Source organism: Streptomyces sp. NPDC003284 (assembly GCF_053589675.1).
Genome location: NZ_JBSFSI010000007.1, coordinates 12095 through 35726, shown reverse-complemented (window position 1 = coordinate 35726; position 23632 = coordinate 12095). Strand labels below are relative to the sequence as shown.

Sequence of the window (23632 nt, the reverse complement as noted above, 5' to 3'; positions counted from 1 at the left end):
CTGTGGCCCGGGGGAAGCGGCGGGAGGACCGACCCACTCCTCGCCACTCTCAACGTATAGCGCACCGGGGGGCTTGCGGCAAGGCCCCCCTCGCCCCGCAGAATGTCCGGCCGAAGCCCATGACCTGCGAAAACGCCGGACCGTCCCGGCGCACCGACCGCCCGCGGGACGCAGGGCACCGCACCCCCCCGCACACCCGAGGAACGGGAGCCCCCAGGCCGTGAACCCTCTCACCACGCCCGCCTTCGACCTCCCCGAGCGGCTGGCCGCCAAGGCCGACCCCGCGCTGATCGCCGCCGACGAGCGGCACTTCGCGGCCGTCGCCCGGTGCCTGGAGCAGTCCGTCGCCGAACTCACCGAGCGGCTCGACGCCGAACGCCGGGCCCCCGGCGGCCTCGGCCGGCAGGCGATGGACCGGGACGCCGAGGTCCACCGGCTGACCGCCCGGCTGCGCACCCTGCGCCGCTTCGGACTCGACCTGTGCCTGGGCCGCATGGTCGGCGCCGACGGCACCGACCCGGTGTACGTCGGACGGCTCGGCCTCACCGACGGCTCGGGCGCCCGGCTGCTGGTCGACTGGCGCTCACCGGCCGCCGAGCCGTTCTTCGGCGCCACCCACGCCGACCCGATGGGGCTGGCCGGCCGCCGCAGATACCGCTGGACCGGCGGCCGGATCAGCGACTACTGGGACGAGGTGTTCACCGAGGACGCCCTCGCCGGGCACGCCGCGCTCGACGACCGGTCCGCTTTCATCGCCGCTCTCGGCGCCACCCGCTCCCCGCGCATGCGGGACGTGCTCGCCACCATCCAGGCCGACCAGGACGCCGTCATCCGCGCGGGCTCCCGCGGTGCCCTCGTCGTCGACGGCGGCCCCGGGACCGGCAAGACCGTCGTCGCGCTGCACCGCTCCGCCTACCTCCTGTACTCCGACCCGCGCCTCGGCCACCGCAGGGGCGGCGTGCTGTTCGTCGGACCGCACCAGCCCTACCTGGGCTACGTCGCCGACGTCCTGCCCAGCCTCGGCGAGGAGGGCGTGCGGACCTGCACCCTGCGCGACCTCGTCCCCGAGGGCGCCGGTGCGGGCACCGAGACCGACCCGGAGGCGGCCCGGCTGAAGTCCTCGGCCGGCCTGGTGCGCGCGATCGAGACGGCCGTACGGTTCTACGAGGAGCCGCCCGCCGAGGCGATGACGGTCTCCACCCCCTGGTCCGACATCCCGCTCGGCCCGGACGACTGGGCCGCCGCCTTCGAGTCGGCCGGACCCGGCGCCCCGCACAACGAGGCCCGCGACCAGGTCTGGGAGGAACTGCTCACCGTCCTGGCCGACAAGCACGACGGCGACACCGCCCCCGAGACGCTGCGCGCCGCCCTGGGGCGCGACCGGGACCTGCGCACGGCCTTCGACCGCGCCTGGCCGCTGATCGAGGCGGCCGACCTGGTGGGGGACCTGTGGTCGGTGCCCGCCTATCTGCGGCTGTGCGCGCCCTGGCTCGAACCCCAGGACGTACGGCGGTTGCAGCGCGCCGACCCGCGGGCGTGGACCGTGTCCGACCTGCCGCTGCTCGACGCGGCCCGGCAGCGGCTCGGCGACCCGGAGGCGTCCCGGCGCGGGCGGCGGCAGCGGGCGGCCGCCGCGGCCGAGCGCGAGCGGATGGCCGGGGTCATCGAACACGTCCTGGCGGCCGACGACGACGGCGAGGGCGCGGTGGCGATGCTGCGCGGCCAGGACCTGCGGGACGCGCTCGTCGACGAGGACGCGCTGCCCGCCGCCGAACCCGACCGGCTCGCCGGGCCGTTCGCGCACATCGTCGTGGACGAGGCCCAGGAACTGACCGACGCCGAGTGGCAGATGCTGCTGGTGCGCTGCCCGTCGCGGAGCTTCACCGTCGTCGGGGACCGCGCCCAGGCCCGGCAGGGCTTCCCGGAGTCCTGGCGCGAACGGCTCCGGCGGGTCGGGTTCGACCGGATCGCCCTGGCCTCCCTGAGCGTCAACTACCGCACCCCGCGGGAGATCATGGAGGAGGCGGAGCCGGTCATCCGGGCCGTTCTGCCGGACGCCGGGGTGCCGGTCTCCGTGCGCGACTCCGGCGTCCCGGTCGGCCACGGCTCCCGCGCGGACCTCGGCCGGATCCTCGACACCTGGCTCGCCGGGCACGCCGAGGGGACCGCGTGCGTCATCGGCGACCCGTCCTTCCGGCCGCGCCCCCGGGTGCGGTCGCTGTCCCCGCGGCTGGCGAAGGGCCTGGAGTTCGACCTGGTCGTGCTCGTCGACCCGGAGGGCTTCGGCGCGGGCGTCGAGGGCGCCGTCGACCGCTATGTCGCCATGACCCGGGCGACCCGGCAGCTCGTCGTCCTCACCGGCGACCGGGGCCCCCGGAACCCCGGCCACGGCGCGCCGGATCCGGCACCGGCCGTGTCGCAGTTGGGCCGAACAGGTGACATGGCGTAAGAATTGGCCAGTGCAGGCGATGAGTACGAGTCAGGTCGGGGGGAGCCGGTGAACAGCCACGACGTCACCGATGAACAGTGGGAGGGGCTCGCCCAGGTCGTTCCGTTGCGCGGACGGGACTCCTGGCCGTCCGCGGTGGACCACCGCTCCCTCCCGGAGGCGGACACCGAGATGCGCCGCCGGTTCGTCGTCCTCAGAGTCAATGTGTTCGCAGACGCCCGGGACGTGGCGGAGACGCTGATGGCCGGGGTGCCGGTCCTGCTGGACCTCACCGGCGCCGAGGGCGACGTGGCCAAGCGGGTCCTGGACTTCAGCACCGGTGTCGTCTTCGGCCTGGGCAGCGGGATGCACCGGGTCGACCGCAATGTGTTCCTCCTCACCCCGCCGGGCACCGAGGTGAGCGGACTCATGCAGGGGGCGGCCGTCCCCGGCGTGTGAACCGGGGCGGCCGGGGCTGCCGGGACGGCACGGGTGACAGACCTGGTGACACGGGTGATAGACCTGGTGACGTGACCGAGCACCCCGATCCCTCCGCGCAGCCGGGCCCCGCCCCCGTCCCCTCCGGTGCCACCGCGTCCGGTGCCACCCCGTCCACCGGGTCCGGCCCCGAGGTGGCCGGACTCCAGCGGCGGCTCGCCGAGTTCGCCGCCGCGCGGGACTGGCAGCCGTACCACACCCCGAAGAACCTGGCCGCCGCCCTCAGCGTCGAGGCGTCCGAACTGGTCGAGATCTTCCAGTGGCTGACGCCGGAGGAGTCGGCGCGCGTCATGGACGACCCGGAGACCGCGCACCGCGTGCGGGACGAGGTCGCGGACGTCCTCGCGTATCTGCTCCAGTTCTGCGAGGTGCTCGGCGTCGATCCGCTGACGGCGCTCGCCGCGAAGATCGACCGCAACGAGCAGCGGTTCCCGGCGCGGCGGACGGACCCGGGGACCACGGGCACCACGGGGGAAAACAGCCGGAGTTGAGCGTTCCGCTATTACTCTCCGGAGTCGTTCACCCGGTCGAAATCGATTTGTTGTCCAGAGATTTCCGTCTTCCTCTGGCTTTTTGTGCCAGGCGCCTTCACTCTGGGTAGTGAACAAGGGAGTTCGGGCAGACGTGCGGCGAGTACGTCGGAGGAAGCGGGGGCAGCGCATGGACGCGATGCGGCTCATCCTGGCGAGCAGGCGTGCGCTGGCGGGCAGCGGCGAGACCCCCGCCATCCTGGCGGAGGTGTGGCAGGCGCAGGCCCTGGCCCAGGCGGTCGGCAGCCGCATCGCGGTCACCGGTCCGCCCGAGCTGCGCGGCGAGGCCCTGGGCCTGACCGAGCTGGCGGGCCGGGGCTGCGGGGTCCTGGACGCCCCGGACCTGGACCCGGGCGCCTCGCGCGCCGCCCAGCTCACCGAACTGGCCGACGAGCGCCGGGTGCTGCTGTGCCTGGGCGGACTGCTCGGCGAGGTCGGGATAGCCCTCGTCGGCATAGCCAGCTCGGCCGCCGACGAGCGGACGTACTGGCAGTGCATGGAGGCCATCGACGCGGCCGACGAGTCCCGGGACCGGGTCCGCGAGATGCTGCGCAAGCTGGCCGCCCGCGAGGAGGCGGTCCTGCCGGAGCGCGAGGCGGGCTGAGCACCGGCGGGCCGCCGCCTCGCCCCCGAGGCGCCGGACGGGTGGCGCGCGGCGGGGTCGGCGGCCCCGCCGGGGTGCCGGACGTGCAGGATGGGACCATGGATCTGCGCATCTTCACCGAGCCCCAGCAGGGGGCTTCCTACGACACCCTGCTCACCGTCGCCAAGGCCACCGAGGACCTCGGGTTCGACGCCTTCTTCCGCTCCGACCACTATCTCCGCATGGGCGACGGCGACGGCCTGCCCGGACCCACCGACGCCTGGATCACCCTCGCCGGGATCGCCCGCGAGACCAGCCGCATCCGCCTGGGCACGCTGATGACCGCCGCCACCTTCCGCCTCCCCGGCGTCCTCGCCATCCAGGTCGCCCAGGTCGACCAGATGTCCGGCGGCCGGGTCGAGCTGGGCCTGGGCGCGGGCTGGTTCGAGGAGGAGCACAAGGCGTACGGCATCCCCTTCCCGAAGGACAAGTTCGCCCGCCTGGAGGAGCAGCTCGCCGTCGTCACCGGCCTGTGGGCCACCGAGACCGGCAAGACCTTCGACTTCCGGGGCGAGCACTACCAGCTGACCGGGTCGCCCGCGCTGCCCAAGCCCGCGCAGGAGAAGATCCCCGTCCTCATCGGCGGGCACGGCGCGGTCCGCACCCCGCGGCTGGCCGCCCGGTACGCCGACGAGTTCAACATCCCCTTCGCCTCCGTCGAGGACAGCGAGCGGCAGTTCGGCCGGGTGCGCACCGCCGCCCTGGCGGCCGGGCGCGACGCCGACGCCATCACGTACTCCAGCGCCCTGGTCGTCTGCGTCGGCCGCGACGACCAGGAGGTCGCCCGCCGCGCCGCCGCGATCGGCCGCGAGGTGGACGAGCTGAAGGCCAACGGCCTGGCCGGCTCCCCGGCCGAGGTGGTCGACAAGATCGGCCGCTACGCCGAGATCGGCGCGAGCCGCCTCTACCTCCAGCTCCTCGACCTCTCCGACCTGGACCACCTGGAGCTGATCTCCTCCCAGGTCCAGGCGCAGTTGGCATGATTTAAAGGCGGGCGCGGGTCCGCCGCCCTGTGCCAAGGTGGAGGCGTCGTCCTGCCGGGCCCCCGGGATCTGCGTCCCGGGGGCCCGCGCACGCCCGGCACCCATCCACCCGACCGGCCGGAGAGGCCACCGCCATGTTCCTGACCGTCAGCACCACCGGCACACCCGAACGCCCCGCCACCGACCTGGGTCATCTGCTGCACAAGCATCCCGGCAAGGCGCAGGCGTTCTCCACCTCCTTCGGCACGGCGCACGTCCTCTACCCCGAGGCGGACGACGAACGCTGCACGGCGGCGCTGCTGCTGGAGGTCGACGCGGTGGCGCTGGTGCGGCGGAGCAAGGGCAAGGGCAAGGGCGGCCGCGGCGGCGCACCCGACGCCGCGCTCGCGCAGTACGTCAACGACCGCCCCTACGCGGCCTCCTCGCTGCTCGCCGTGGCGCTGAGCGCGGTGTTCTCCAGCGCGCTGCGCGGTGTGTGCCGCGCCCGGCCCGAACTGCCGGGACAGTCACGCCCGTTGCGTATCGAGATACCGGCCCTGCCCGCCCGCGGCGGAGCGGCCCTGGTGCAGCGGCTGTTCGCCCCGCTCGGCTGGACGGTCACGGCCGACGCCGTACCGCTGGACACCGAGTTCCCGCAGTGGGGCGACTCCCGCTATGTGCGCCTGGTCCTGGAGTCGGAGACCCTCACCCTCGCCGAGGCCCTGCGCCACCTCTATGTGCTGCTGCCCGTCCTGGACGACGCCAAGCACTACTGGGTCGCCCCCGACGAGGTCGACAAGCTGCTGCGGGCGGGCGAGGGCTGGCTGCCCGCGCACCCGGAGCAGCACCTCATCACCAGCCGCTATCTGAGCCGCCGCTGGTCGCTGACCCGGCAGGCCAGGGAGCGGCTGGAACTGGCGCGGCTGGCCGAGTCGGACGACAGCGCCGTCGAGGAGATCGACAACGCGGTGGCGGCCGACACCGACACCGACACCTGTACCGACACCGACACCGACACCGGTACCGGCACCGACACGGGCGACGGCACCGGGGAGCGGTCCGTCCCGCTCGCCGTCCGGCGCCGTGAGGCGATCCTCGCCGAGCTGGCCGCGGCGGGCGCCGCCCGGGTGCTCGACCTCGGCTGCGGCCAGGGCCAGTTGGTGCAGGCACTGCTCAAGGACGTCCGCCACACCGAGATCGTCGGCGTCGACGTGTCGGTGCGGGCGCTCACCATCGCCGCCCGGCGCCTCCGGCTGGACCGGATGGGGGAGCGGCAGGCCGCGCGCGTCACGCTCCGGCAGGGCTCGCTCGTCTACACCGACAAGCAGCTCAAGGGGTACGACGCGGCCGTGCTCAGCGAGGTGGTCGAACACCTCGACCCGCCCCGGCTGCCCGCCCTGGAGTACGCCGTGTTCGGCACCGCCCGGCCCCGTACGGTCCTGGTCACCACGCCGAACGTCGAGTACAACGTCCGCTGGGAGACGCTGCCCGCCGGGCACGTCCGGCACGGCGACCACCGCTTCGAGTGGACCCGGGAGCAGTTCCGCACCTGGGCCGGGGAGGTCGCCGCCCGGCACGGCTACACCGTCGGGTTCCGGCCCGTCGGCCCCGACGACCCCGAGGTGGGCCCGCCCACCCAGATGGCCGTGTTCACCCTCGCGCCCGGCGAGCAGCCCCACGAGCCCCGCAGGACCCGCGAGCAGCACGAGCAGCACGCGAAGACCGACGAGAAGACCGACAAGAAGACCGACGAGAAGGAGGCGAAGGCGGCATGACCGGCACACCGGAGAACGAGCACCGGAACGAGACCGGCGGCACCACGCGGGGACGCGTGCTGCCCGTCACCGACCTCTCCCTCGTCGTCCTCGTCGGCGCCACCGGCTCGGGCAAGTCCACCTTCGCGCGCCGCCACTTCAAGCCCACCGAGGTCCTCTCCTCGGACTTCTGCCGGGGCCTGGTCAGCGACGACGAGAACGACCAGAGCGCCAGCCGCGACGCCTTCGACGTCCTGCACTACATCGCGGGCAAGCGGCTCGCCGCGGGCCGCCGGACCGTCGTCGACGCCACCAGCGTGCAGCAGGACGCCCGGCGCCAGCTGATCGACCTGGCCAAGCGGCACGACGTGCTGCCGATCGCCATCGTCCTGGACCTGCCCGAGGAGGTCTGCACCGCGCGCAACGCCGCCCGCGCCGACCGGGCCGGGCTGCCCCGCCGGGTCGTCCAGCGGCACATCCGCGAACTGCGCCGCTCGCTGCGCCACCTGGAGCGCGAGGGCTTCCGCAAGGTGCACGTACTGCGCGGCGAGGAGGAGGCCGAGCACGCCACCGTCGTCACCGAGAAGCGCTTCAACGACCTCACCCACCTCACCGGCCCCTTCGACATCATCGGCGACGTGCACGGCTGCGCCGCCGAACTGGAGGCCCTGCTCGGCAAGCTGGGCTACACCGACGGCGTCCACCCCGAGGGCCGTACCGCGGTCTTCGTCGGCGACCTCGTCGACCGCGGCCCCGACTCGCCCGCCGTGCTGCGCCGGGTGATGGGCATGGTGAAGTCCGGCACCGCGCTGTGCGTGCCGGGCAACCACGAGAACAAGTTCGGCCGCCACCTCAAGGGCCGCACCGTCCAGCACACCCACGGACTGGCCGAGACGGTCGCGCAGATGGAGCGGGAGAGCGAGGAGTTCCGCGCGGAGGTACGGGAGTTCATCGACGGCCTGGTCAGCCACTACGTGCTCGACGGCGGCCGGCTGGTGGTCTGCCACGCGGGGCTGCCCGAGAAGTACCACGGCCGCACCTCCGGCCGGGTCCGCTCGCACGCCCTGTACGGCGAGACCACCGGCGAGACCGACGAGTTCGGCCTGCCGGTGCGCTACCCGTGGGCGGAGGACTACCGGGGCTCGGCGGCCGTCGTCTACGGCCACACCCCCGTCCCGGAGGCCACCTGGCTCAACAACACCCTGTGCCTGGACACCGGCGCCGTGTTCGGCGGCAGGCTGACCGCGCTGCGCTGGCCGGAGCGCGAGCTGGTCGACGTACCGGCCGAACAGGTCTGGTACGAGCCGGTCAGACCGCTGCGCTCCGAGGCGCCCGGCGGGCACGACGGGCGTCCGCTGGACCTCGGCGACGTGCAGGGCCGCCGGGGCGTGGAGACCCGGCACACCGGCCGGGTGGCCGTCCGCGAGGAGAACGCGGCGGCGGCCCTGGAGGTGATGAGCCGCTTCGCCGTCGACCCGCGGCTGCTGCCCTACCTGCCGCCCACCATGGCGCCGACCGCCACCTCGCGCGAGGACGGCTACCTGGAGCACCCGGCCGAGGCGTTCGCCCAGTACCGGGAGGACGGCGTGGCGCGGGTGGTGTGCGAGGAGAAGCACATGGGCTCGCGGGCGGTGGCCCTGGTGTGCCGGGACGCCGGAGCGGCACGCGAGCGCTTCGGCGTGGACGGTCCCACGGGCGCCCTCTACACCCGTACCGGCCGCCCCTTCTTCGACGACCCGGCGGTCACCGAGGAGATCCTCGGCCGGCTGCGCACGGCGGCGGGCGACGCCGGGCTGTGGAGCGAGCTGGACACCGACTGGCTGCTCCTGGACGCCGAGCTGATGCCGTGGTCGCTGAAGGCGTCCGGTTTGCTGCGCTCGCAGTACGCGGCGGTCGGCGCGGCCGCCGGTGCCGCCTTCCCCGGGGCGCTGGCCGCGCTGGAGGGCGCCGCCGCCCGGGGCATCGACGTCGCCGGGCTGCTGGAGCGCCAGCGCGGGCGGGCCGAGGACGCCGCCGCGTTCACCGCCGCCTACCGGCGTTACTGCTGGCCCACCGAGGGTCTGGAGGGTGTCCGCCTGGCGCCGTTCCAGCTCCTGGCCGTGCGGGGCCGCAGCCTGGCCGCGCTGCCGCACGACGAACAGCTCGCGCTGGTGGACCGGCTCGTGGAGCACGACACCAGCGGACTGCTCCAGGTCACCCGCCGCCTCTACGTCGACACCGCCGACCCCGAGTCGGTGCGCGCCGGGGTCGACTGGTGGCTGGAGATGACCGGGCGCGGCGGTGAGGGCATGGTCGTCAAGCCGCTCGGCGCGCTGGTGCGCACGCCGGAGGGCCGGCTGGTCCAGCCGGGCGTCAAGTGCCGCGGCCGGGAGTACCTGCGGATCATCTACGGTCCCGAGTACACCCGCCCGGACAACCTCGCCAGGCTGCGGCAGCGCTTCCTCCACCACAAGCGCTCGCTGGCCATCCGCGAGTACGCCCTCGGTCTGGAGGCGCTGGACCGGCTGGCGGACGGTGAGCCGCTGTGGCGGGTGCACGAGGCGGTGTTCGCGGTGCTGGCCCTGGAGTCGGAGCCGGTGGACCCCCGGCTCTGACCGCCCCGGACCGCCCCGGACCGCCCCGGACCGGCGTGGTTCTGCCCGGAACCGGCCGTGTCCCGGCCTGGTCCCGGCCTGGTCCCGGGCGGCCGGGGCCGGTTCCGGCCGCGCCCCCGGTCGGCGTACGCGCCGCGGAATCGGGGGAGCGGGGGGTGAAGCCGCCCGGCAGTGGTCAGGATGGAGGCATGGGATTCCATGTCGACTCCGAGGCCGGGCGGCTGCGCCGCGTCATCCTGCACCGCCCGGACCTGGAGCTCAAGAGGCTCACCCCCAGCAACAAGGACGCCCTTCTCTTCGACGACGTGCTGTGGGTGCGCCGGGCGCGCGCCGAGCACGACGGGTTCGCCGACGTGCTGCGCGACCGCGGGGTCGCCGTGCACCTCTTCGGCGAGCTGCTGACCGAGACGATGGGGATCGCCCCGGCCCGGTCGCTGGTCCTGGACCGCGTCTTCGACGAGAAGGAGTACGGCCCGCTCGCCACCGACCACCTGCGGGCCGCGTTCGAGACGCTGGACGCGCGGGAACTGGCCGAGGCGCTGGTCGGCGGCATGACCAAGCGGGAGTTCCTGGCCGGGCACGCCGAGCCCGCCTCCGTGCGGTTCCACGTCATGGACCTGGACGACTTCCTGCTGGACCCGCTGCCCAACCACCTCTTCACCCGCGACACCTCCGCCTGGATCTACGACGGCGTCTCCATCAACGCCATGCGGCTGCCCGCCCGGCAGCGCGAGACCGTGCACTTCGAGGCGATCTACCGCCACCACCCGCTCTTCGCCGACGAGGCGTTCCACCTGTGGTCGCAGGGGCAGGCCGACTACCCGTCCACCATCGAGGGCGGGGACGTGCTGGTCATCGGCAACGGCGCGGTGCTCATCGGGATGAGCGAGCGCACCACCCCGCAGGCCGTGGAGATGCTGGCGCACAAGCTGTTCGCCGCCGGTTCGGCGCGCACCATCGTGGCGCTCGACCTGCCCAAGCGGCGCGCTTTCATGCACCTGGACACGGTGATGACCATGATCGGCGCGGACACCTTCACCCAGTACGCCGGGCTCGGCATGCTCCGCTCGTACACCATCGAGCCGGGCGTGGGCGACAAGGAGCTGAAGGTCACCGACCATCCGCCCGAGCACATGCACCGGGCGATCGCCGCCGCGCTCGGCCTGGACCAGATCCGGGTGCTGACCGCCACCCAGGACGTGCACGCGGCCGAGCGCGAGCAGTGGGACGACGGCTGCAACGTGCTCGCGGTGGAGCCGGGCGTGGTCGTCGCCTACGAGCGCAACGCCACCACCAACACCCATCTGCGCAAACAGGGCATCGAGGTGATCGAGATCCCCGGCAGCGAGCTGGGCCGGGGCCGGGGCGGGCCGCGCTGCATGAGCTGTCCCGTGGAGCGGGATCCCGTCGCATAGAAATTCTGGTCCTCGTATAGAATTCCAACAGTCCCTGTCCCTCATCTGTTGGAGCGCCCCCATGGCGACAGTCCCGACCGCCCTCGCCGGCCGCCACTTCCTCAAGGAGCTGGACCTCACCGGGGAGGAGTTCCGCGGTCTGATCGAGCTGGCCGCCGAGCTGAAGGCGGCCAAGAAGGCCGGGACGGAGACGCGCCACCTCACCGGGCGGAACATCGCGCTGATCTTCGAGAAGACCTCGACCCGCACCCGCTGCGCGTTCGAGGTCGCCGCCGCCGACCAGGGCGCCTCGACCACGTATCTCGACTCGTCCGGGTCGCAGATCGGGCACAAGGAGTCCCTGAAGGACACCGCCCGGGTGCTCGGCCGGATGTTCGACGCGATCGAGTTCCGCGGGGACAGCCAGGCGGCCGTCGAGGAGCTGGCCGCGCACGCCGGTGTGCCCGTCTACAACGGGCTCACCGACGACTGGCACCCCACCCAGATGCTCGCCGACGTGCTCACCATGACCGAGCACAGCGCCCGGCCGCTCACCGAGACCGCCTTCGCCTACCTCGGCGACGCCCGCTTCAACATGGGCAACTCCTACCTGGTCACCGGCGCCCTGCTCGGCATGGACGTCCGGCTCGTCGCCCCGAAGGCGTACTGGCCCGCCCAGGACGTCGTCGACCGGGCGCGTGAGCTGGCCGCCGCCAGCGGGGCCCGGATCACCCTCACCGAGTCCGTGGAGGAGGGCGTGCGCGGCGCCGGCTTCGTCGCCACCGACGTCTGGGTCTCCATGGGTGAGCCCAAGGACGTCTGGGCCGAGCGCATCGAGGCGCTGGGCCCGTACGCGGTGACCATGGACGTGCTGCGCGCCACCGGCGAGCCGGACGTCAAGTTCCTGCACTGCCTGCCCGCCTTCCACGACCTCGGCACCGCGGTCGGCCGGGAGATCCACGAGCGGTACGGGCTGCGCTCGCTGGAGGTCACCGACGAGGTCTTCGAGTCGGCGCACTCGGTCGTCTTCGACGAGGCCGAGAACCGCCTGCACACCATCAAGGCGGTCCTGGTCGCCACCCTGGCGCGCGGCTGACCCCCGCCCGGCCGGTCTCCCTGATCTCCCCGGTCTCCCCGGCGCCGCTCACGCGGGGCGCGGCTCCCGGGGCGGCGCGGCCAGCCGGAACCACACCGCCTTGCCCGACGCGGTCGGCCGGTGCCCGCAGGACGAGCTGAGCGCCCGGATCAGCAGCAGGCCGCGCCCGTCCTCCCGCCACGGGTCGGGCGGGGCGAGGCCGGGCCGGGTCAGCGCGGCGGGCGGCGCCGGGTCCGGATCGCGCACCTCGACCCGGCAGCCGCCCGGCTCCAGCTCCAGCAGCAGCTCTATCGGGCCGCCGCCCCCGGTGTGCTCCACGGCGTTGGCGACCAGTTCGGCCGTGAGCAGCTCCGCGGTGTCGCTGTCGGCCGTGTGCTCCCGTTCGGCCAGCGCCGTACGGACCAGGGCGCGGGCCACCGGGACGGCGGCGGCCGAGTGCGGCAGCGCGATGCGCCAGGCGGAGGCGGGGGGCTCGTGCAACGTGTGTCCGTTCATGACGCAGGCCGCACCGGTGGTCACCATCAGGCTGTCCTGCTCTCGACGAGGGGAATGGTACGGGGGCCGTCGGCGGCGGCTCCCGGTGCCCTCCGTGCCGGGACCCGGGTCCCGGCACGGACGCACCACCCCTGGGAACGCCTCTCCCGCCCGGCGCCCTCCCGCCGTTACCGCCCCATCGAGGAGCTGTGACGAAGCCCCGGGCGGCGGCCACATTGTCACAGGCTCTATCGCGCCCTCGTGACGACGGTCACGGATGAGTGATAGCTTCGGGGGGAGCGCCGGGCGCGGCACCACCGGCGCCGGACGACCCGGACGCCCTGGACGAAACGGACAGCCGCCGAGGAGGCCGTACGTCATGAGTCCCTTCACCGGTTCCGCCGCCCGCACCTCCGCGTGGCGCCATCTGCGCGTGGTGCTGGACGACGGCGTCGCCACGGTCACCCTGGCCCGCCCCGACAAGCTCAACGCCCTCACCTTCGGCGCCTACGCCGACCTGCGCGACCTGCTCGCCGAGCTGTCCCGGGAGCGGGCCGTGCGCGCCCTGGTGCTGGCCGGGGAGGGGCGCGGCTTCTGCTCGGGCGGCGATGTCGACGAGATCATCGGCGCCACCCTGGCCATGGACACCGCCGAACTGCTCGACTTCAACCGGATGACCGGCCAGGTGGTCCGCGCCGTGCGCGAGTGCCCGTTCCCGGTGGTCGCGGCCGTGCACGGCGTCGCGGCGGGCGCCGGGGCCGTGCTGGCGCTGGCCGCCGACTTCCGCGTCGCCGACCCCAGCGCCCGCTTCGCCTTCCTGTTCACCCGCGTCGGCCTGTCCGGCGGCGACATGGGCGCCGCCTATCTGCTGCCCCGCGTGGTCGGCCTCGGCCATGCCACCCGGCTGCTGATGCTCGGCGAGCCGGTCCGCGCCCCCGAGGCCGAACGCATCGGCCTGATCAGCGAGTTGACCGAGGAGGGGCACGCCGACGAGGCGGCCGGTGCCCTGGCCCGGCGGCTGGCCGACGGCCCCGCCCTCGCCCACGCCCAGACCAAGGCCCTGCTCACCGCCGAGCTGGACATGCCGCTGTCGGCCGCCGTGGAGCTGGACGCCGCCACCCAGGCCCTGCTGATGAACGGCGCGGACTACGCCGAGTTCCACGCCGCCTTCACCGAGAAGCGGCCGCCGAAGTGGCAGGGGAGGTGAGCGGGCGATGACCGCCGCGAGGCGGGTCGCCGTCATCGGCGGCGGACCCGGCGGGCTCTACACGGCGGCCCTGCTGAAACGGCTCGATCCGGCCCGCGAGATCACCCTCTGGGAGCGCAACGCCCCCGACGACACCTTCGGCTTCGGCGTCGTGCTCTCCGACGAGACCCTCGGCGGCATCGAGCACGCCGACCCGGCCGTCCACCGCTCGCTCCAGCGGGAGTTCGTCCGCTGGGACGCCATCGACGTCGTCCACCGGGGCACCCGGCACACCTCGGGCGGCCACGGCTTCGCCGCCCTCGGCCGGCACCGCCTGCTGCGGATCCTGCACGACCGCTGCCGCGAACTCGGCGTCGACCTGCGCTTTCGCACCCCGGCTCCCGAGACGGACCGGCTGATCCGCGAGTACGACCTCGTCGTCGCCGCCGACGGGGTGCACAGCGCCGTCCGCACCGCCCACGCCGACGTGTTCCGGCCCCGGATCACCGGCCACCGCTGCCGCTACATCTGGCTCGCCGCCGACTTCGCCTTCGACGCGTTCCGCTTCGAGATCGCCGAGACCGAGCACGGGGTGATGCAACTGCACGGCTACCCCTACACGGCGGACGCCTCCACCGTCATCGTCGAGATGCGCGAAGAGGTGTGGCGGGCCGCCGGGTTCGACGCCCTGGACGAGCAGGGCTCCGTCGAGCGCTGCGCCAAGATCTTCGCCGACGCCCTCGGCGGCCGCCCGCTGCGCTCGCGCGACTCGGCCTGGACCACCTTCCGCACGGTGGTCAACGAGCGCTGGTCGCACGGCAATCTGGTGCTGCTCGGCGACGCCGCGCACACCGCCCACTTCTCCATCGGCTCCGGCACCAAACTCGCCGTCGAGGACGCCCTCGCCCTCACCGCCCACCTCTCCCGACAGCCCACACCGGAACAGGCGTTGACGGCCTACGAGCAGGAGCGCGCCCCGGTCGTCGCCTCCACCCAGCGCGCCGCGCGGGCCAGCCTGGAGTGGTTCGAGAACCTCGCCCTGTACCTCGACCGGCCGCCCCGCCAGTTCGCCTTCAACCTGCTCACCCGCAGCCGCCGCGTCACCCACGGCAACCTCCGGCTGCGCGACGCCGCCTTCACCGAATCCGTGGAGCGCGAGTTCGGCTGCCCGCCCGGCACACCCCCGATGTTCACCCCGTTCCGGCTGCGCGGACTGACCCTGCACAACCGGGTCGTCGTCTCGCCGATGGACATGTACTCCGCGGTCGACGGCGTGCCCGGCGACTTCCACCTGGTGCACCTGGGCGCCCGTGCCCTGGGCGGCGCGGGCCTGGTGATGACCGAGATGGTGTGCGTGAGCCCCGAGGGGCGGATCACCCCCGGCTGTGCCGGGCTGTGGACCGGACGGCAGACCGAGTCCTGGCGGCGGATCACCGACTTCGTGCACCGCCAGGCGCCCGGCACCGCGATCGGCGTCCAGCTCGGCCACAGCGGACGCAAGGGCTCGACCCGGCTGATGTGGGAGGGCATGGACGAGCCGCTGCCCGAGGGCAACTGGCCGCTGGTGGCCGCCTCCCCGCTGCCGTACACGCCCCGCAGCCAGGTCCCGCGCCAGCTCACCCGGGCCCAGCTCACCGATGTCCGCGAGCAGTTCACCTCCGCCGCCTGGCGCGCCGCGCGGGCCGGCTTCGACCTGCTCGAACTGCACTGCGCCCACGGCTATCTGCTCTCCGGTTTCCTCTCACCGCTGACCAACCACCGCACCGACGCCTACGGCGGCTCCCCGGACAAGCGGCTGCGCTTCCCGCTGGAGGTCTTCGACGCGGTGCGCGCGGTGTGGCCCGAGGAACGGCCCATGACCGTACGCGTCTCCGCCACCGACTGGGCCGAGGGCGGCACCGGGGCCGAGGACGCCGTGGCCATCGCCCGCGCCTTCGCCGCGCACGGCGCCGACGCCGTCGACGTCTCCACCGGACAGGTGGTCGCCGACGAGCGGCCGGAGTTCGGGCGGTCGTACCAGACGCCGTTCGCCGACCGCATCCGCAACGAGGCGAAGGTCCCGGTGATCGCGGTCGGCGCGATCTCCTCCTGGGACGACGTCAACTCCCTGATCCTGGCCGGGCGCACGGACCTGTGCGCGCTGGGCCGCCCGCATCTGTACGACCCGCACTGGACCCTGCACGCCGCCGCCGAACAGGGCTACCAGGGGCCCGGCGCCGTCTGGCCCGCCCCCTACCGCGCGGGCAGCAGACCCCCGCGCACCGGCCGCGCGGACGACCCCGGGCCCCGCGTCACGCCGGGCGGTTGAGGGGGCCCGCCCTCAGGTCAGATCGGCGAACTCGGCCCCCGCGTCCCGCAGCCGCTCGTGCAGCCCCCGGAAGACGGCGGCCGAGCGGGCGCCGGGCCAGCCGGCCGGGAGCAGCCGGGCCGGCAGACCCGGGTCGGTGTAGGGCAGATGGCGCCAGGAGTCCAGGGCGAGGAGATAGTCGCGGTACGCCTCCTCGGGCGGGGTGTCCACCCGCCGCTCCCACGCCCGCAGCACGCCCGCGTGCCGGTCCAGGAACGCCTCGTGCTCCGCGGCGATCGCCGCCAGGTCCCACCAGCGGCCCACCGCCTCGGCGGTCGGCGTGAACCCCAGGTGCTCGCCGCGGAAGAAGTCCACGTACGCGTCCAGCCGCAGCCGCCGCAGCGTGTGCCGGGTCTCCTCGTGCAGCCGGGCCGGGGCGATCCACACGCCCGGCGCCGCCGTGCCGAAGCCGAGCCCGGCCAGCCGGGAGCGCAGCACATGGCGCTTCTGCCGCTCCGACTCCGGTACGGAGAACACCGCCAGCACCCAGCCCGCGTCGTCCGGCGGCGCCCCGGCGTACACGCGGCGGTCGCCGTCCTCCAGCAACTGCCGTGCCTGTGGGGAGAGTTCGTAGCCCGCCGCACCCTGAGCGGTGCGCGCCGGGAGCAGCAGCCCGCGGCGCTTGAGCCGGGACACCGAGGAGCGCACGGACGGCGCGTCCACCCCGACCGCGGCCAGCAGCCGGATCAGCTCGGCGACCGGCACCGGGCCGGGCGCGAAGCGGCCGTACGCCCCGTAGAGCGTGACGATGAGGGACCTCGGGGCATGCGGTACGGGCTGCTCGGACACGTTGATCATTTTAGGTCGTCGTGGTCACCGCTGGTCATCGGCGTCCGGGTCGGCGTCCGGGTCGGCGTCCGCGGCCCCGCCGGTGGCCGTGCGCAGCCGGAAGCGCTGGAGCTTGCCGGTGGCCGTGCGCGGCAGGGCGTCCAGGAACACGATCTCGCGCGGGCACTTGTACGGCGCCAGCTCGGACTTGACGAAGGCGCGCAGCGCCTCCGCGTCCCGGGCCGCGCCCCGCCGCAGCACGGCGTAGGCCACCACGACCTCGCCGCGCGCGTCGTCGGGCCGTCCCACCACCGCCGCCTCGACCACGTCCGGGTGGCGCAGCAGGGCGTCCTCGACCTCCGGCCCGGCGATGTTGTACCCGGCCGAGATGATCATGTCGTCGGCGCGGGCGATGTAGCGGAAGTACCCGTCGGAGTCGCGGACATAGGTGTCCCCGGTGAGGTTCCAGCCGTCGCGGACGTACGCGTGCTGGCGCGGGTCCGCCAGATAGCGGCAGCCGACGGGCCCCTGGACGGCGAGCAGTCCCGGCTCCCCGTCCGGCACCGGCCGGCCGTACTCGTCCTGCACGCGCGCGTGCCACCCCGGTACGGGCAGTCCGGTCGCGCCGGGTCTGATGTCGTCGTCGGCGGCCGAGACGAAGATGTGCAGCAGCTCGGTGGCGCCGATGCCGTTGATGATGCGCAGGCCGGTGCGCTCGTGCCAGGCGTGCCAGGTGGCCGCGGGCAGGTTCTCGCCCGCCGAGACGCAGCGGCGCAGCGAGGAGAGGTCCTGGCTGCCGAGCCGGTCGAGCATCGTGCGGTAGGCGGTGGGGGCGGTGAACAGCACGGACACCCGGTGCTCGGCGACGGCCGCGAGCAACTGCTCGGGGCGGGCCTGTTCGAGCAGCAGGGCGCTGGCGCCCGCCCGCAGCGGGAAGACCACCAGACCGCCCAGGCCGAAGGTGAACCCGAGCGGGGGACTGCCCGCGAACACGTCGTCCGCGCGCGGCCTGAGCACATGGCGGGAGAAGGTGTCCGCGATGGCCAGGACGTCCCGGTGGAAGTGCACACAGCCCTTGGGCCGCCCGGTCGTGCCGGAGGTGAACGCGATGAGCGCCACGTCGTCGGCGGCGGTGTCCACCGCCCGGAAGGGCACCTCGGACACGGCGCGGCGCAGCAGGTCGTCGGGCGCGTCGCCGCCGTACGCGGTGATGGAGAGCCCGGGGACCTCCGCCTTGACCAGGTCGTCGACGGCCCGTGCGTCGCACAGCGCGTGCCGGACCCGGGCGATCTCGCAGATCGTGCGCAGTTCGTGGGCCCGCTGCTGGGCCAGCACGGTGACGGCGACGGCGCCCGCCTTGAGGACGGCGAGCCAGCAGGCGGCCAGCCAGGGCGTGGTCGGCCCGCGCAGCAGCACCCGGTTGCCGGGCACCACACCGAGGTCGGTGGTGAGGATCCGCGCGATGCGGTCGACGTGGGCGCGCAGGTCGGCGTACGTCCAGACCGCTCCCGCGGGCGTGCGGAACACCGGGCGCGTGCCGGGGGCGCCGGCCGGGTCGAGGAGTTCGGCGGCGCAGTTCAGCCGGTCCGGGTAGCGCAGCTCCGGCAGTTCGAAGCGCAGCCGCGGCCACTGGTCCGGGGGCGGCAGATGGTCGCGCGCGAAGGTGTCGGCGTGGGCCGAGGGAACCGGCGGCCGCAGGCCGCCCCCGGCACCGGCGGACTCGGTCTCCCCGATGTCCGCCCTGGCCTCGTCCCAGCTGGGATCCGTCGGGTTCATGGCGGTTCGCCCCCTTGTCGTGGTGGGCTCGCACAGGGAGCGTATCGTGTTGATGACGACAGTCAACGGGGCGCGATACGGTGGCCGTGGACCCCGGTCGCCCCGGGGGAGGGAGGACCGGCGAATGCCCGCATTCTCGCTCGAACCGGACCGGATCGCCTGGTGTGCCGAACTGCGCGCACTGGCCGCCGGACGGCTGCGGCCCCTCGCGGAGAAGGGCGCGCCGGGCCGCGTCAACCGCCCGCTCCTCGCCGAGCTGGGCCGCCTCGGCTTGCTCGAACGTCTGTTCACTTCCGGCGCGCTGGACCTCTGTCTGATGCGCGAGTCCCTCGCCCGGAGCTGCACCGAGGCCGAGACCGCCCTCGCCCTCCAGGGCCTGGGCGCCCATCCGGTCCATGCCCACGGCACCCCGGCCCAGCGCGCCCGCTGGCTGCCCGCGGTGGCGGCGGGCGAGGCGGTGGCGGCGTTCGCGCTGAGCGAGCCGGGAGCGGGCTCGGACGCGGCGGCCCTGGCCCTGCGCGCGGAGCCGGAGACGGGCACCGCACCGGAGGCGGACGGCCGGGGGGAGCAGCGCGGGACCACCGCCCCGGACGGCACCGGCGGGTTCCTCGCCGCCCGCCCCGACGGCCCCCGCCGCTGGCGGCTCACCGGGACCAAGTGCTGGATCTCCAACGCCCCCGAGGCCGATCTCTACACCGTCTTCGCCCGCACCACGCCCGGCGCCGGTGCCCGGGGCGTGACCGCGTTCCTGGTCCCGGCCGACCGCCCCGGCCTCACCGGCAGCGCCCTGGAGATGCTCTCCCCGCACCCCGTCGGCACGCTCGACTTCGACGGCGTGCCCGTCACCGGCGACGACGTGCTCGGCGAGCCGGACCGGGGGTTCCGGGTCGCGATGGGCACCCTCAACCTGTTCCGCCCGAGCGTCGGCGCGTTCGCCGTCGGCATGGCACAGGCGGCGCTGGAGGCCACCGTGGCGCACACCGCGCGGCGCGACGCCTTCGGCGGCAGGCTGAGCGACCTCCAGGCCGTCGCCCACCGGGTGGCCGAGATGTCCCTACGCACGGAGGCGGCCCGTCTGATGGTGTACGCGGCGGCCACCGCGTACGACGCCGGGGACCCGGACGTGCCCCGGCGCTCGGCCATGGCCAAACTCCTCGCCACCGAGACCGCGCAGTACGTCGTCGACGCGGCCGTCCAGCTGCACGGCGCCCGCGCCCTGTGCCGCGGCCACCTCCTCGAACACCTCTACCGCGAGGTGCGCGCGCCCCGGATCTACGAGGGCGCCAGCGAGGTCCAGCGCTCGATCATCGCCAAGGAGACCTACGCCCGGCTCACGACCGAGGAGGCCCTGTGACCGTCCGGCGCGTCAACCCGCCCGAGCTGTCCCCGCCCACCGGCTTCTCGCACGCCGTCGTCGCCACCGGCTCCCGCGTGGTGTTCCTGGCCGGGCAGACCGCGCTGGACGCGGACGGCAAGGTGACCGGCACCACCCTGCCCGAGCAGTTCGCGACGGCCCTGACCAACCTCCTCACCGCCCTGCGCGCCGCCGGCGGCACCCCCGCCGACCTCGCCCGCGTCACCGTCTACGCCACCGACGTCGCCGCCTACCGCGCCCACGCGCCCGCCCTCGGCCGCCTCTGGCGCGAACTGGCGGGCCGCGACTACCCGGCGATGGCGGTCGTGCAGGTCGTACGCCTGTGGGACGAGGAGGCGATGGTGGAGATCGACGGCCTCGCGGTCCTCGCCTGACGCCACAGGGGCGCGGACTCGCCACCGAAGGGGTGAGGATCACGGCGGAACGCCGGGCCGCCGGGTACCAGTGGAGGCCCCCGTTCCGCTCACCCGCCCCGGGAGGCACCCGATGTCCCTCACCCCGGTACGACCTCTGCTCGGCGCCCTCGGACTGGCCGCCGCCGCGCTGCTCCTGAGCGCACCGCACGCGGCGACGGCCGCGGACGGCACCGACACAGGCACCGACACCGTCACCGTCGACCCGACCGCCCGCCTGGCCGCCGACGGCACCGTGACGCTCTCCGGCACCTACCGCTGCACCGGCGCCGACGGCCCGGTCTTCGTCAGCTCCGCCCTCAGCAGAAACGACTCACCCACCCGCTACGGCATCGGCGGCACCCGCGCGGTCTGCGACGGCGCCCGGCACACCTGGTCCAACACGGGCACCCCCGCGGGCGCCCTGGACCCGGGCGCGGCCCGCGTCGAGGCCACCGTCATGGAACTCACCACCCGGGGCGGACTGCCGCTGATGCCCCGCTTCCACGCGGTCGGACAGCGGGACGTCACCCTGACCCGCGTCTGAGCCCCGCCCGCACCACGGCACGGCGGCCTCCCCGCCTCCCCGCGCACCCGGGCGGGGAAGCCGCCACCCGCCCGCCTGACGGTCCATGACATCCTGTGTCGCCACAGGACGTCACAGGGCACCGGCGACAAGGGCCGGCGCCCGGCGGTTACGGGGAAGATCGATGAAGCTCTGCTTTCTGGTGGAGGAGCAGTACCGCCGCGACGGCATGCCGGTCGAGGTGATCCGCCGGCTGACCTCCTGGGGACACCAGGTGGACGTGGTGCGGCCGGGCGGCTCCCTGCTGGACATGACGGAGGAACTGCGCACCGGCGCGCACGACGCCTGGGTGCTCAAGACGGTCTCCGGCGGCCCGGGACTCACCCTGCTCGAAGCCGCGGCCGCCGCCGGGACGACCACCGTCAACGACGCCCGCTCCATACGCGGCGTACGCGACAAGGCCCTCGCCGCCGCCATCGGCCGCAGCCGCGGACTCCCGCTGCCCCGGACGTACGCGGCGGCCCGCCCCGAACTGCTCGCCGAGATACCGCCGTCCGAGTACCCGCTCGTCGTCAAGCCCGCCGACGGCAGCTCGGGCCGGGCGGTGCACCTGGTCCCCTCGCCGGACCGGCTCGCCGCGCTCCTGCCCGAACTGGCCGGTGAGGGCCTGCTCATCGCCCAGCCGTACGTGCCCAACCCGGGCACCGACGTCAAGGTGTACAGCGTCGCCGGTGAGCTGTACGCGACCGAGCGCCGCTCCCCGCTCCACCCCGAACACGCCCTGCGCGAACGCCGCGTACCGCTGTCGGCGGAGGTCGCCGCGCTGGCCGCCCGGGTCGGCGCCGTCTACGGCCTCGACCTGTACGGCGTGGACGTGGTGCTCGGCCCGGACGGTCCCGTGGTCGTCGATGTGAACGACTTCCCGAGCTTCCGTCAGGTCCCCGACGCGGTGTCCCGCGTCGCCCGCGCCGTACTCGAACTGGCCGCCCGTACGGACTCCCCGGCCCCCGCGCCCGGACTCGACGCCGTCCCCGTCCCCGGCCCCGACGCCGGTCCCGCGGCGCAGCGGACCGGGCCGCCCGCCGCGCCCGCGCTGCCGGTGGCACTGCCCCACCTGCCCGGACAGGTCCCCGTCACGGTGGGCGAGACCGCATGAGGATCGGCCTGGTCACCGCGGACCCCGGCCACCCCCTGCTTGCCGACACGACCGCGCTGCTCACCCCCGCACACCAGGTGGACGTCCTGCACCCGGAGACGGCCGACGCCGCCGGGCCGCTCGCCGACGTCTACCTCCTCAAGGCGCGCACACCCCGCGCCCTCGGCCTCGCCCGCGCACTGGAGCGGCGCGGCGCGCCCGTGGTCAACTCGGCCGCGGCGACGGCGCTGTGCCAGGACCGCACGGCCATGGCCGAGCACGCCCGGCGCGCCGGACTGCCCTTCGCGGCCACCCGCACCCTCGCCACGCTCGCCGAACTGGCCGCCGGACCACCGCTGTCCGCACCCGTGGTGATCAAGAGCCGGCACAGCAGGCGGCACGACCTGGTGGCCCGCGTCGACGGCGCCGCACCGCTGGCCCGGCTCGCCGCCGCGCACCCGCGAGAACCGGTCGTCGTCCAGGACTTCGCGCCCAACAACGGCTGGGACCACAAACTCTGGGTGGTGGGCGACCGCCTCTTCGCCGCCCTGCGCCGCTCCGAACTCTCCCCCGAGGGACGCGGACCCACCGTGCCGCTCGCCGCGGACGCCCTGCCGCCCGGCTGGGCCGCCCTCGCCCACCGGGTCGGCGAGGTCTTCGCCCTGGAGGTCTACGGCGTCGACATCATCGACCGGGGCGACGGCACCGCCCTGATCGTCGACATCAACGCCTTCCCCGGAGCCCGCGGCCAGGCGGGCGCCCCCGAGGCACTGGCGGCCCTGGCCCTGTCGGCGGCCACCACGGCACGGCGACCGGTCCCGGACGGAAAACCCTAGAGCAGCGCCTCCTGCGGGGAATCGGCGACCAGCCGGGCCAGCGACCGCTCGTCCGTCTCGGACGCGGGCATGAAGACCACCAGGTGCTGGCCGGGTGCCTCCGCCACATCCAGTTTGGTGTAGTTGAGATCCAGCCGCCCGGCCGTCGGATGGCTGAAGCGCTTCATGGTCGGCCGGAACGCCCGTACGGGATGCTCGGACCACAGGGCGCGGAACTGGCTGCTGGAGCGGGTCAGCGTGTCGATCAGCGCGGCGGTGCGCGGATCGTCGGGGTGCTGCCCGACGGCGATGCGGAACTGGCCGAGGATGTCACGCACCTCGTTCTGCCAGTCGACCAGGAGTGACTGCATCTGCGGGCGGGTGAACAGCAGCCAGATGCTGTTGCGTTCCTCCTGCGGCAGCTGTTCCAGACCGCCCACCAGGGAGGCGTAGCCGCGGTTGGCGGCCAGTACGTCCCAGCGGTCGTTGATGACGTGCGCCGGGTTGGGGTCGAGGGTCTGCACCAGCTTACGCAGGGTCGGGTGGACCGTCGCGGGCCGCGGCGGTTCGACCGGCAGCGCCGTCTCCGCCAGGGTGAACAGGTGCCGCCGCTCGTCCGGGGTGAGCTGGAGCGTCTGGGCGAGCGCTTCGAGGACCTGGCGGCTCACCCGGATGTCCCGGCCCTGCTCCAGCCAGGTGTACCAGGTCAGGCTGACACCGGAGAGCTGGGCGACCTCCTCGCGGCGCAGCCCCGGGGTGCGGCGGCGCGGTCCTGGGTTCAGCCCGAGCTGTTCGGGGGAGAGTGCTTCGCGTCGGGACCTGAGGAACGCCGCCAGAAGTTCTCGCTGCATGCCGGCCATCCAAGCATCCGCCTTCCGGGCGTGTCCTGGTGGTCATTACACCAGCATGATTGGCCCTCTGTACCCCCATCACGACAAG

Annotated in this window: 20 protein-coding genes; 16 read left to right on the top strand and 4 right to left on the bottom strand. The window is 74.3% G+C overall.

Annotated elements, in window-relative coordinates; genetic code table 11:
• Window positions 1-220 precede the first annotated feature (220 nt).
• From helR to argF, 9 genes are all read left to right on the top strand, one after another.
• Complete coding sequence (helR, locus tag ACWDYF_RS16900) at window positions 221-2449, top strand: RNA polymerase recycling motor ATPase HelR (RefSeq protein ID WP_389468452.1); 2229 nt, start codon at window positions 221-223, stop codon at window positions 2447-2449.
• A 48-nt stretch (window positions 2450-2497) separates the two neighbouring features.
• Window positions 2498-2887, top strand: coding sequence for a cell division protein SepF (locus ACWDYF_RS16895; protein WP_381739722.1), 390 nt, complete (start codon window positions 2498-2500; stop codon window positions 2885-2887).
• Window positions 2888-3060: 173 nt separating this feature from the next.
• Window positions 3061-3417 carry a nucleotide pyrophosphohydrolase gene (locus ACWDYF_RS16890; protein WP_381740337.1) on the top strand — a complete coding sequence of 119 codons (357 nt, stop codon included), beginning with the start codon at window positions 3061-3063 and terminating at the stop codon, window positions 3415-3417.
• Window positions 3418-3586: 169 nt separating this feature from the next.
• Window positions 3587-4060, top strand: coding sequence for a DUF6099 family protein (locus ACWDYF_RS16885; RefSeq protein ID WP_389468449.1), 474 nt, complete (start codon window positions 3587-3589; stop codon window positions 4058-4060).
• A 98-nt stretch (window positions 4061-4158) separates the two neighbouring features.
• Window positions 4159-5082 (top strand): LLM class F420-dependent oxidoreductase, encoded by a 924-nt coding sequence (locus ACWDYF_RS16880; RefSeq protein WP_389468446.1) that lies wholly within the window; start codon window positions 4159-4161, stop codon window positions 5080-5082.
• Window positions 5083-5216: 134 nt separating this feature from the next.
• The gene (locus ACWDYF_RS16875) at window positions 5217-6836 is read left to right on the top strand and encodes a 3' terminal RNA ribose 2'-O-methyltransferase Hen1 (RefSeq protein WP_389468440.1); all 1620 of its coding nucleotides are present in this window, start codon (window positions 5217-5219) and stop codon (window positions 6834-6836) included.
• Complete coding sequence (locus ACWDYF_RS16870) at window positions 6833-9409, top strand: polynucleotide kinase-phosphatase (protein WP_389468436.1); 2577 nt, start codon at window positions 6833-6835, stop codon at window positions 9407-9409. Before ACWDYF_RS16875 ends, ACWDYF_RS16870 begins: the two co-directional genes overlap by 4 nt.
• Window positions 9410-9597: 188 nt before the next feature.
• Entirely contained in the window at window positions 9598-10824 is a 1227-nt protein-coding gene (locus tag ACWDYF_RS16865; protein ID WP_381739729.1) for an arginine deiminase, read from the top strand.
• Between the two features lie 61 nt (window positions 10825-10885).
• Entirely contained in the window at window positions 10886-11899 is a 1014-nt protein-coding gene (gene argF, locus ACWDYF_RS16860) for an ornithine carbamoyltransferase (RefSeq protein WP_018564470.1), read from the top strand.
• 48 nt (window positions 11900-11947) lie between these two features.
• Here argF and ACWDYF_RS16855 read toward each other — a convergent pair whose 3' ends face one another.
• Window positions 11948-12421, bottom strand: a complete 474-nt coding sequence (locus ACWDYF_RS16855) for an ATP-binding protein (protein ID WP_018564469.1) — start codon at window positions 12419-12421, stop codon at window positions 11948-11950.
• Between the two features lie 331 nt (window positions 12422-12752).
• On the opposite strand from ACWDYF_RS16855, the gene ACWDYF_RS16850 reads away from it, so the two are divergent.
• Both ACWDYF_RS16850 and ACWDYF_RS16845 read left to right on the top strand, forming a co-directional pair.
• On the top strand, window positions 12753-13580 hold the full coding sequence (locus ACWDYF_RS16850) for an enoyl-CoA hydratase family protein (RefSeq protein ID WP_381739731.1): 828 nt from the start codon (window positions 12753-12755) through the stop codon (window positions 13578-13580).
• A 7-nt stretch (window positions 13581-13587) separates the two neighbouring features.
• Window positions 13588-15867, top strand: a complete 2280-nt coding sequence (locus ACWDYF_RS16845; RefSeq protein WP_389468426.1) for a bifunctional salicylyl-CoA 5-hydroxylase/oxidoreductase — start codon at window positions 13588-13590, stop codon at window positions 15865-15867.
• A gap of 12 nt (window positions 15868-15879) precedes the next feature.
• On the opposite strand, the gene ACWDYF_RS16840 is transcribed toward ACWDYF_RS16845, so the two are convergent.
• Complete coding sequence (locus ACWDYF_RS16840) at window positions 15880-16704, bottom strand: PaaX family transcriptional regulator (RefSeq protein ID WP_389468423.1); 825 nt, start codon at window positions 16702-16704, stop codon at window positions 15880-15882.
• Between the two features lie 15 nt (window positions 16705-16719).
• Window positions 16720-18450 carry an AMP-binding protein gene (locus ACWDYF_RS16835; protein WP_389468420.1) on the bottom strand — a complete coding sequence of 577 codons (1731 nt, stop codon included), beginning with the start codon at window positions 18448-18450 and terminating at the stop codon, window positions 16720-16722.
• 124 nt (window positions 18451-18574) lie between these two features.
• Between ACWDYF_RS16835 and ACWDYF_RS16830 the strand changes: the two genes are divergently transcribed.
• The 5 genes from ACWDYF_RS16830 to ACWDYF_RS16810 all read left to right on the top strand — a co-directional run bounded on the left by ACWDYF_RS16830 (window position 18575) and on the right by ACWDYF_RS16810 (window position 22714).
• Window positions 18575-19804: an acyl-CoA dehydrogenase family protein gene (locus ACWDYF_RS16830; RefSeq protein ID WP_389468417.1), complete on the top strand. Its 1230-nt coding sequence runs from the start codon at window positions 18575-18577 to the stop codon at window positions 19802-19804.
• A complete protein-coding gene (locus ACWDYF_RS16825) occupies window positions 19801-20199 on the top strand; it encodes a RidA family protein (protein ID WP_037889271.1) in 399 nt (132 codons plus the stop codon). Before ACWDYF_RS16830 ends, ACWDYF_RS16825 begins: the two co-directional genes overlap by 4 nt.
• 112 nt (window positions 20200-20311) lie before the next feature.
• Window positions 20312-20764: a DUF6299 family protein gene (locus tag ACWDYF_RS16820; RefSeq protein WP_389468413.1), complete on the top strand. Its 453-nt coding sequence runs from the start codon at window positions 20312-20314 to the stop codon at window positions 20762-20764.
• 163 nt (window positions 20765-20927) lie between these two features.
• Window positions 20928-21899 (top strand): ATP-grasp domain-containing protein, encoded by a 972-nt coding sequence (locus ACWDYF_RS16815; protein WP_389468410.1) that lies wholly within the window; start codon window positions 20928-20930, stop codon window positions 21897-21899.
• Entirely contained in the window at window positions 21896-22714 is an 819-nt protein-coding gene (locus tag ACWDYF_RS16810; RefSeq protein ID WP_389468407.1) for an ATP-grasp domain-containing protein, read from the top strand. The genes ACWDYF_RS16815 and ACWDYF_RS16810 overlap by 4 nt, the downstream gene beginning before the upstream one ends.
• Here the strand turns inward: ACWDYF_RS16810 and ACWDYF_RS16805 are convergent.
• Entirely contained in the window at window positions 22711-23544 is an 834-nt protein-coding gene (locus ACWDYF_RS16805) for a helix-turn-helix transcriptional regulator (protein WP_106435995.1), read from the bottom strand. The genes ACWDYF_RS16810 and ACWDYF_RS16805 overlap by 4 nt on opposite strands.
• Between the last annotated feature and the right edge of the window lie 88 nt (window positions 23545-23632).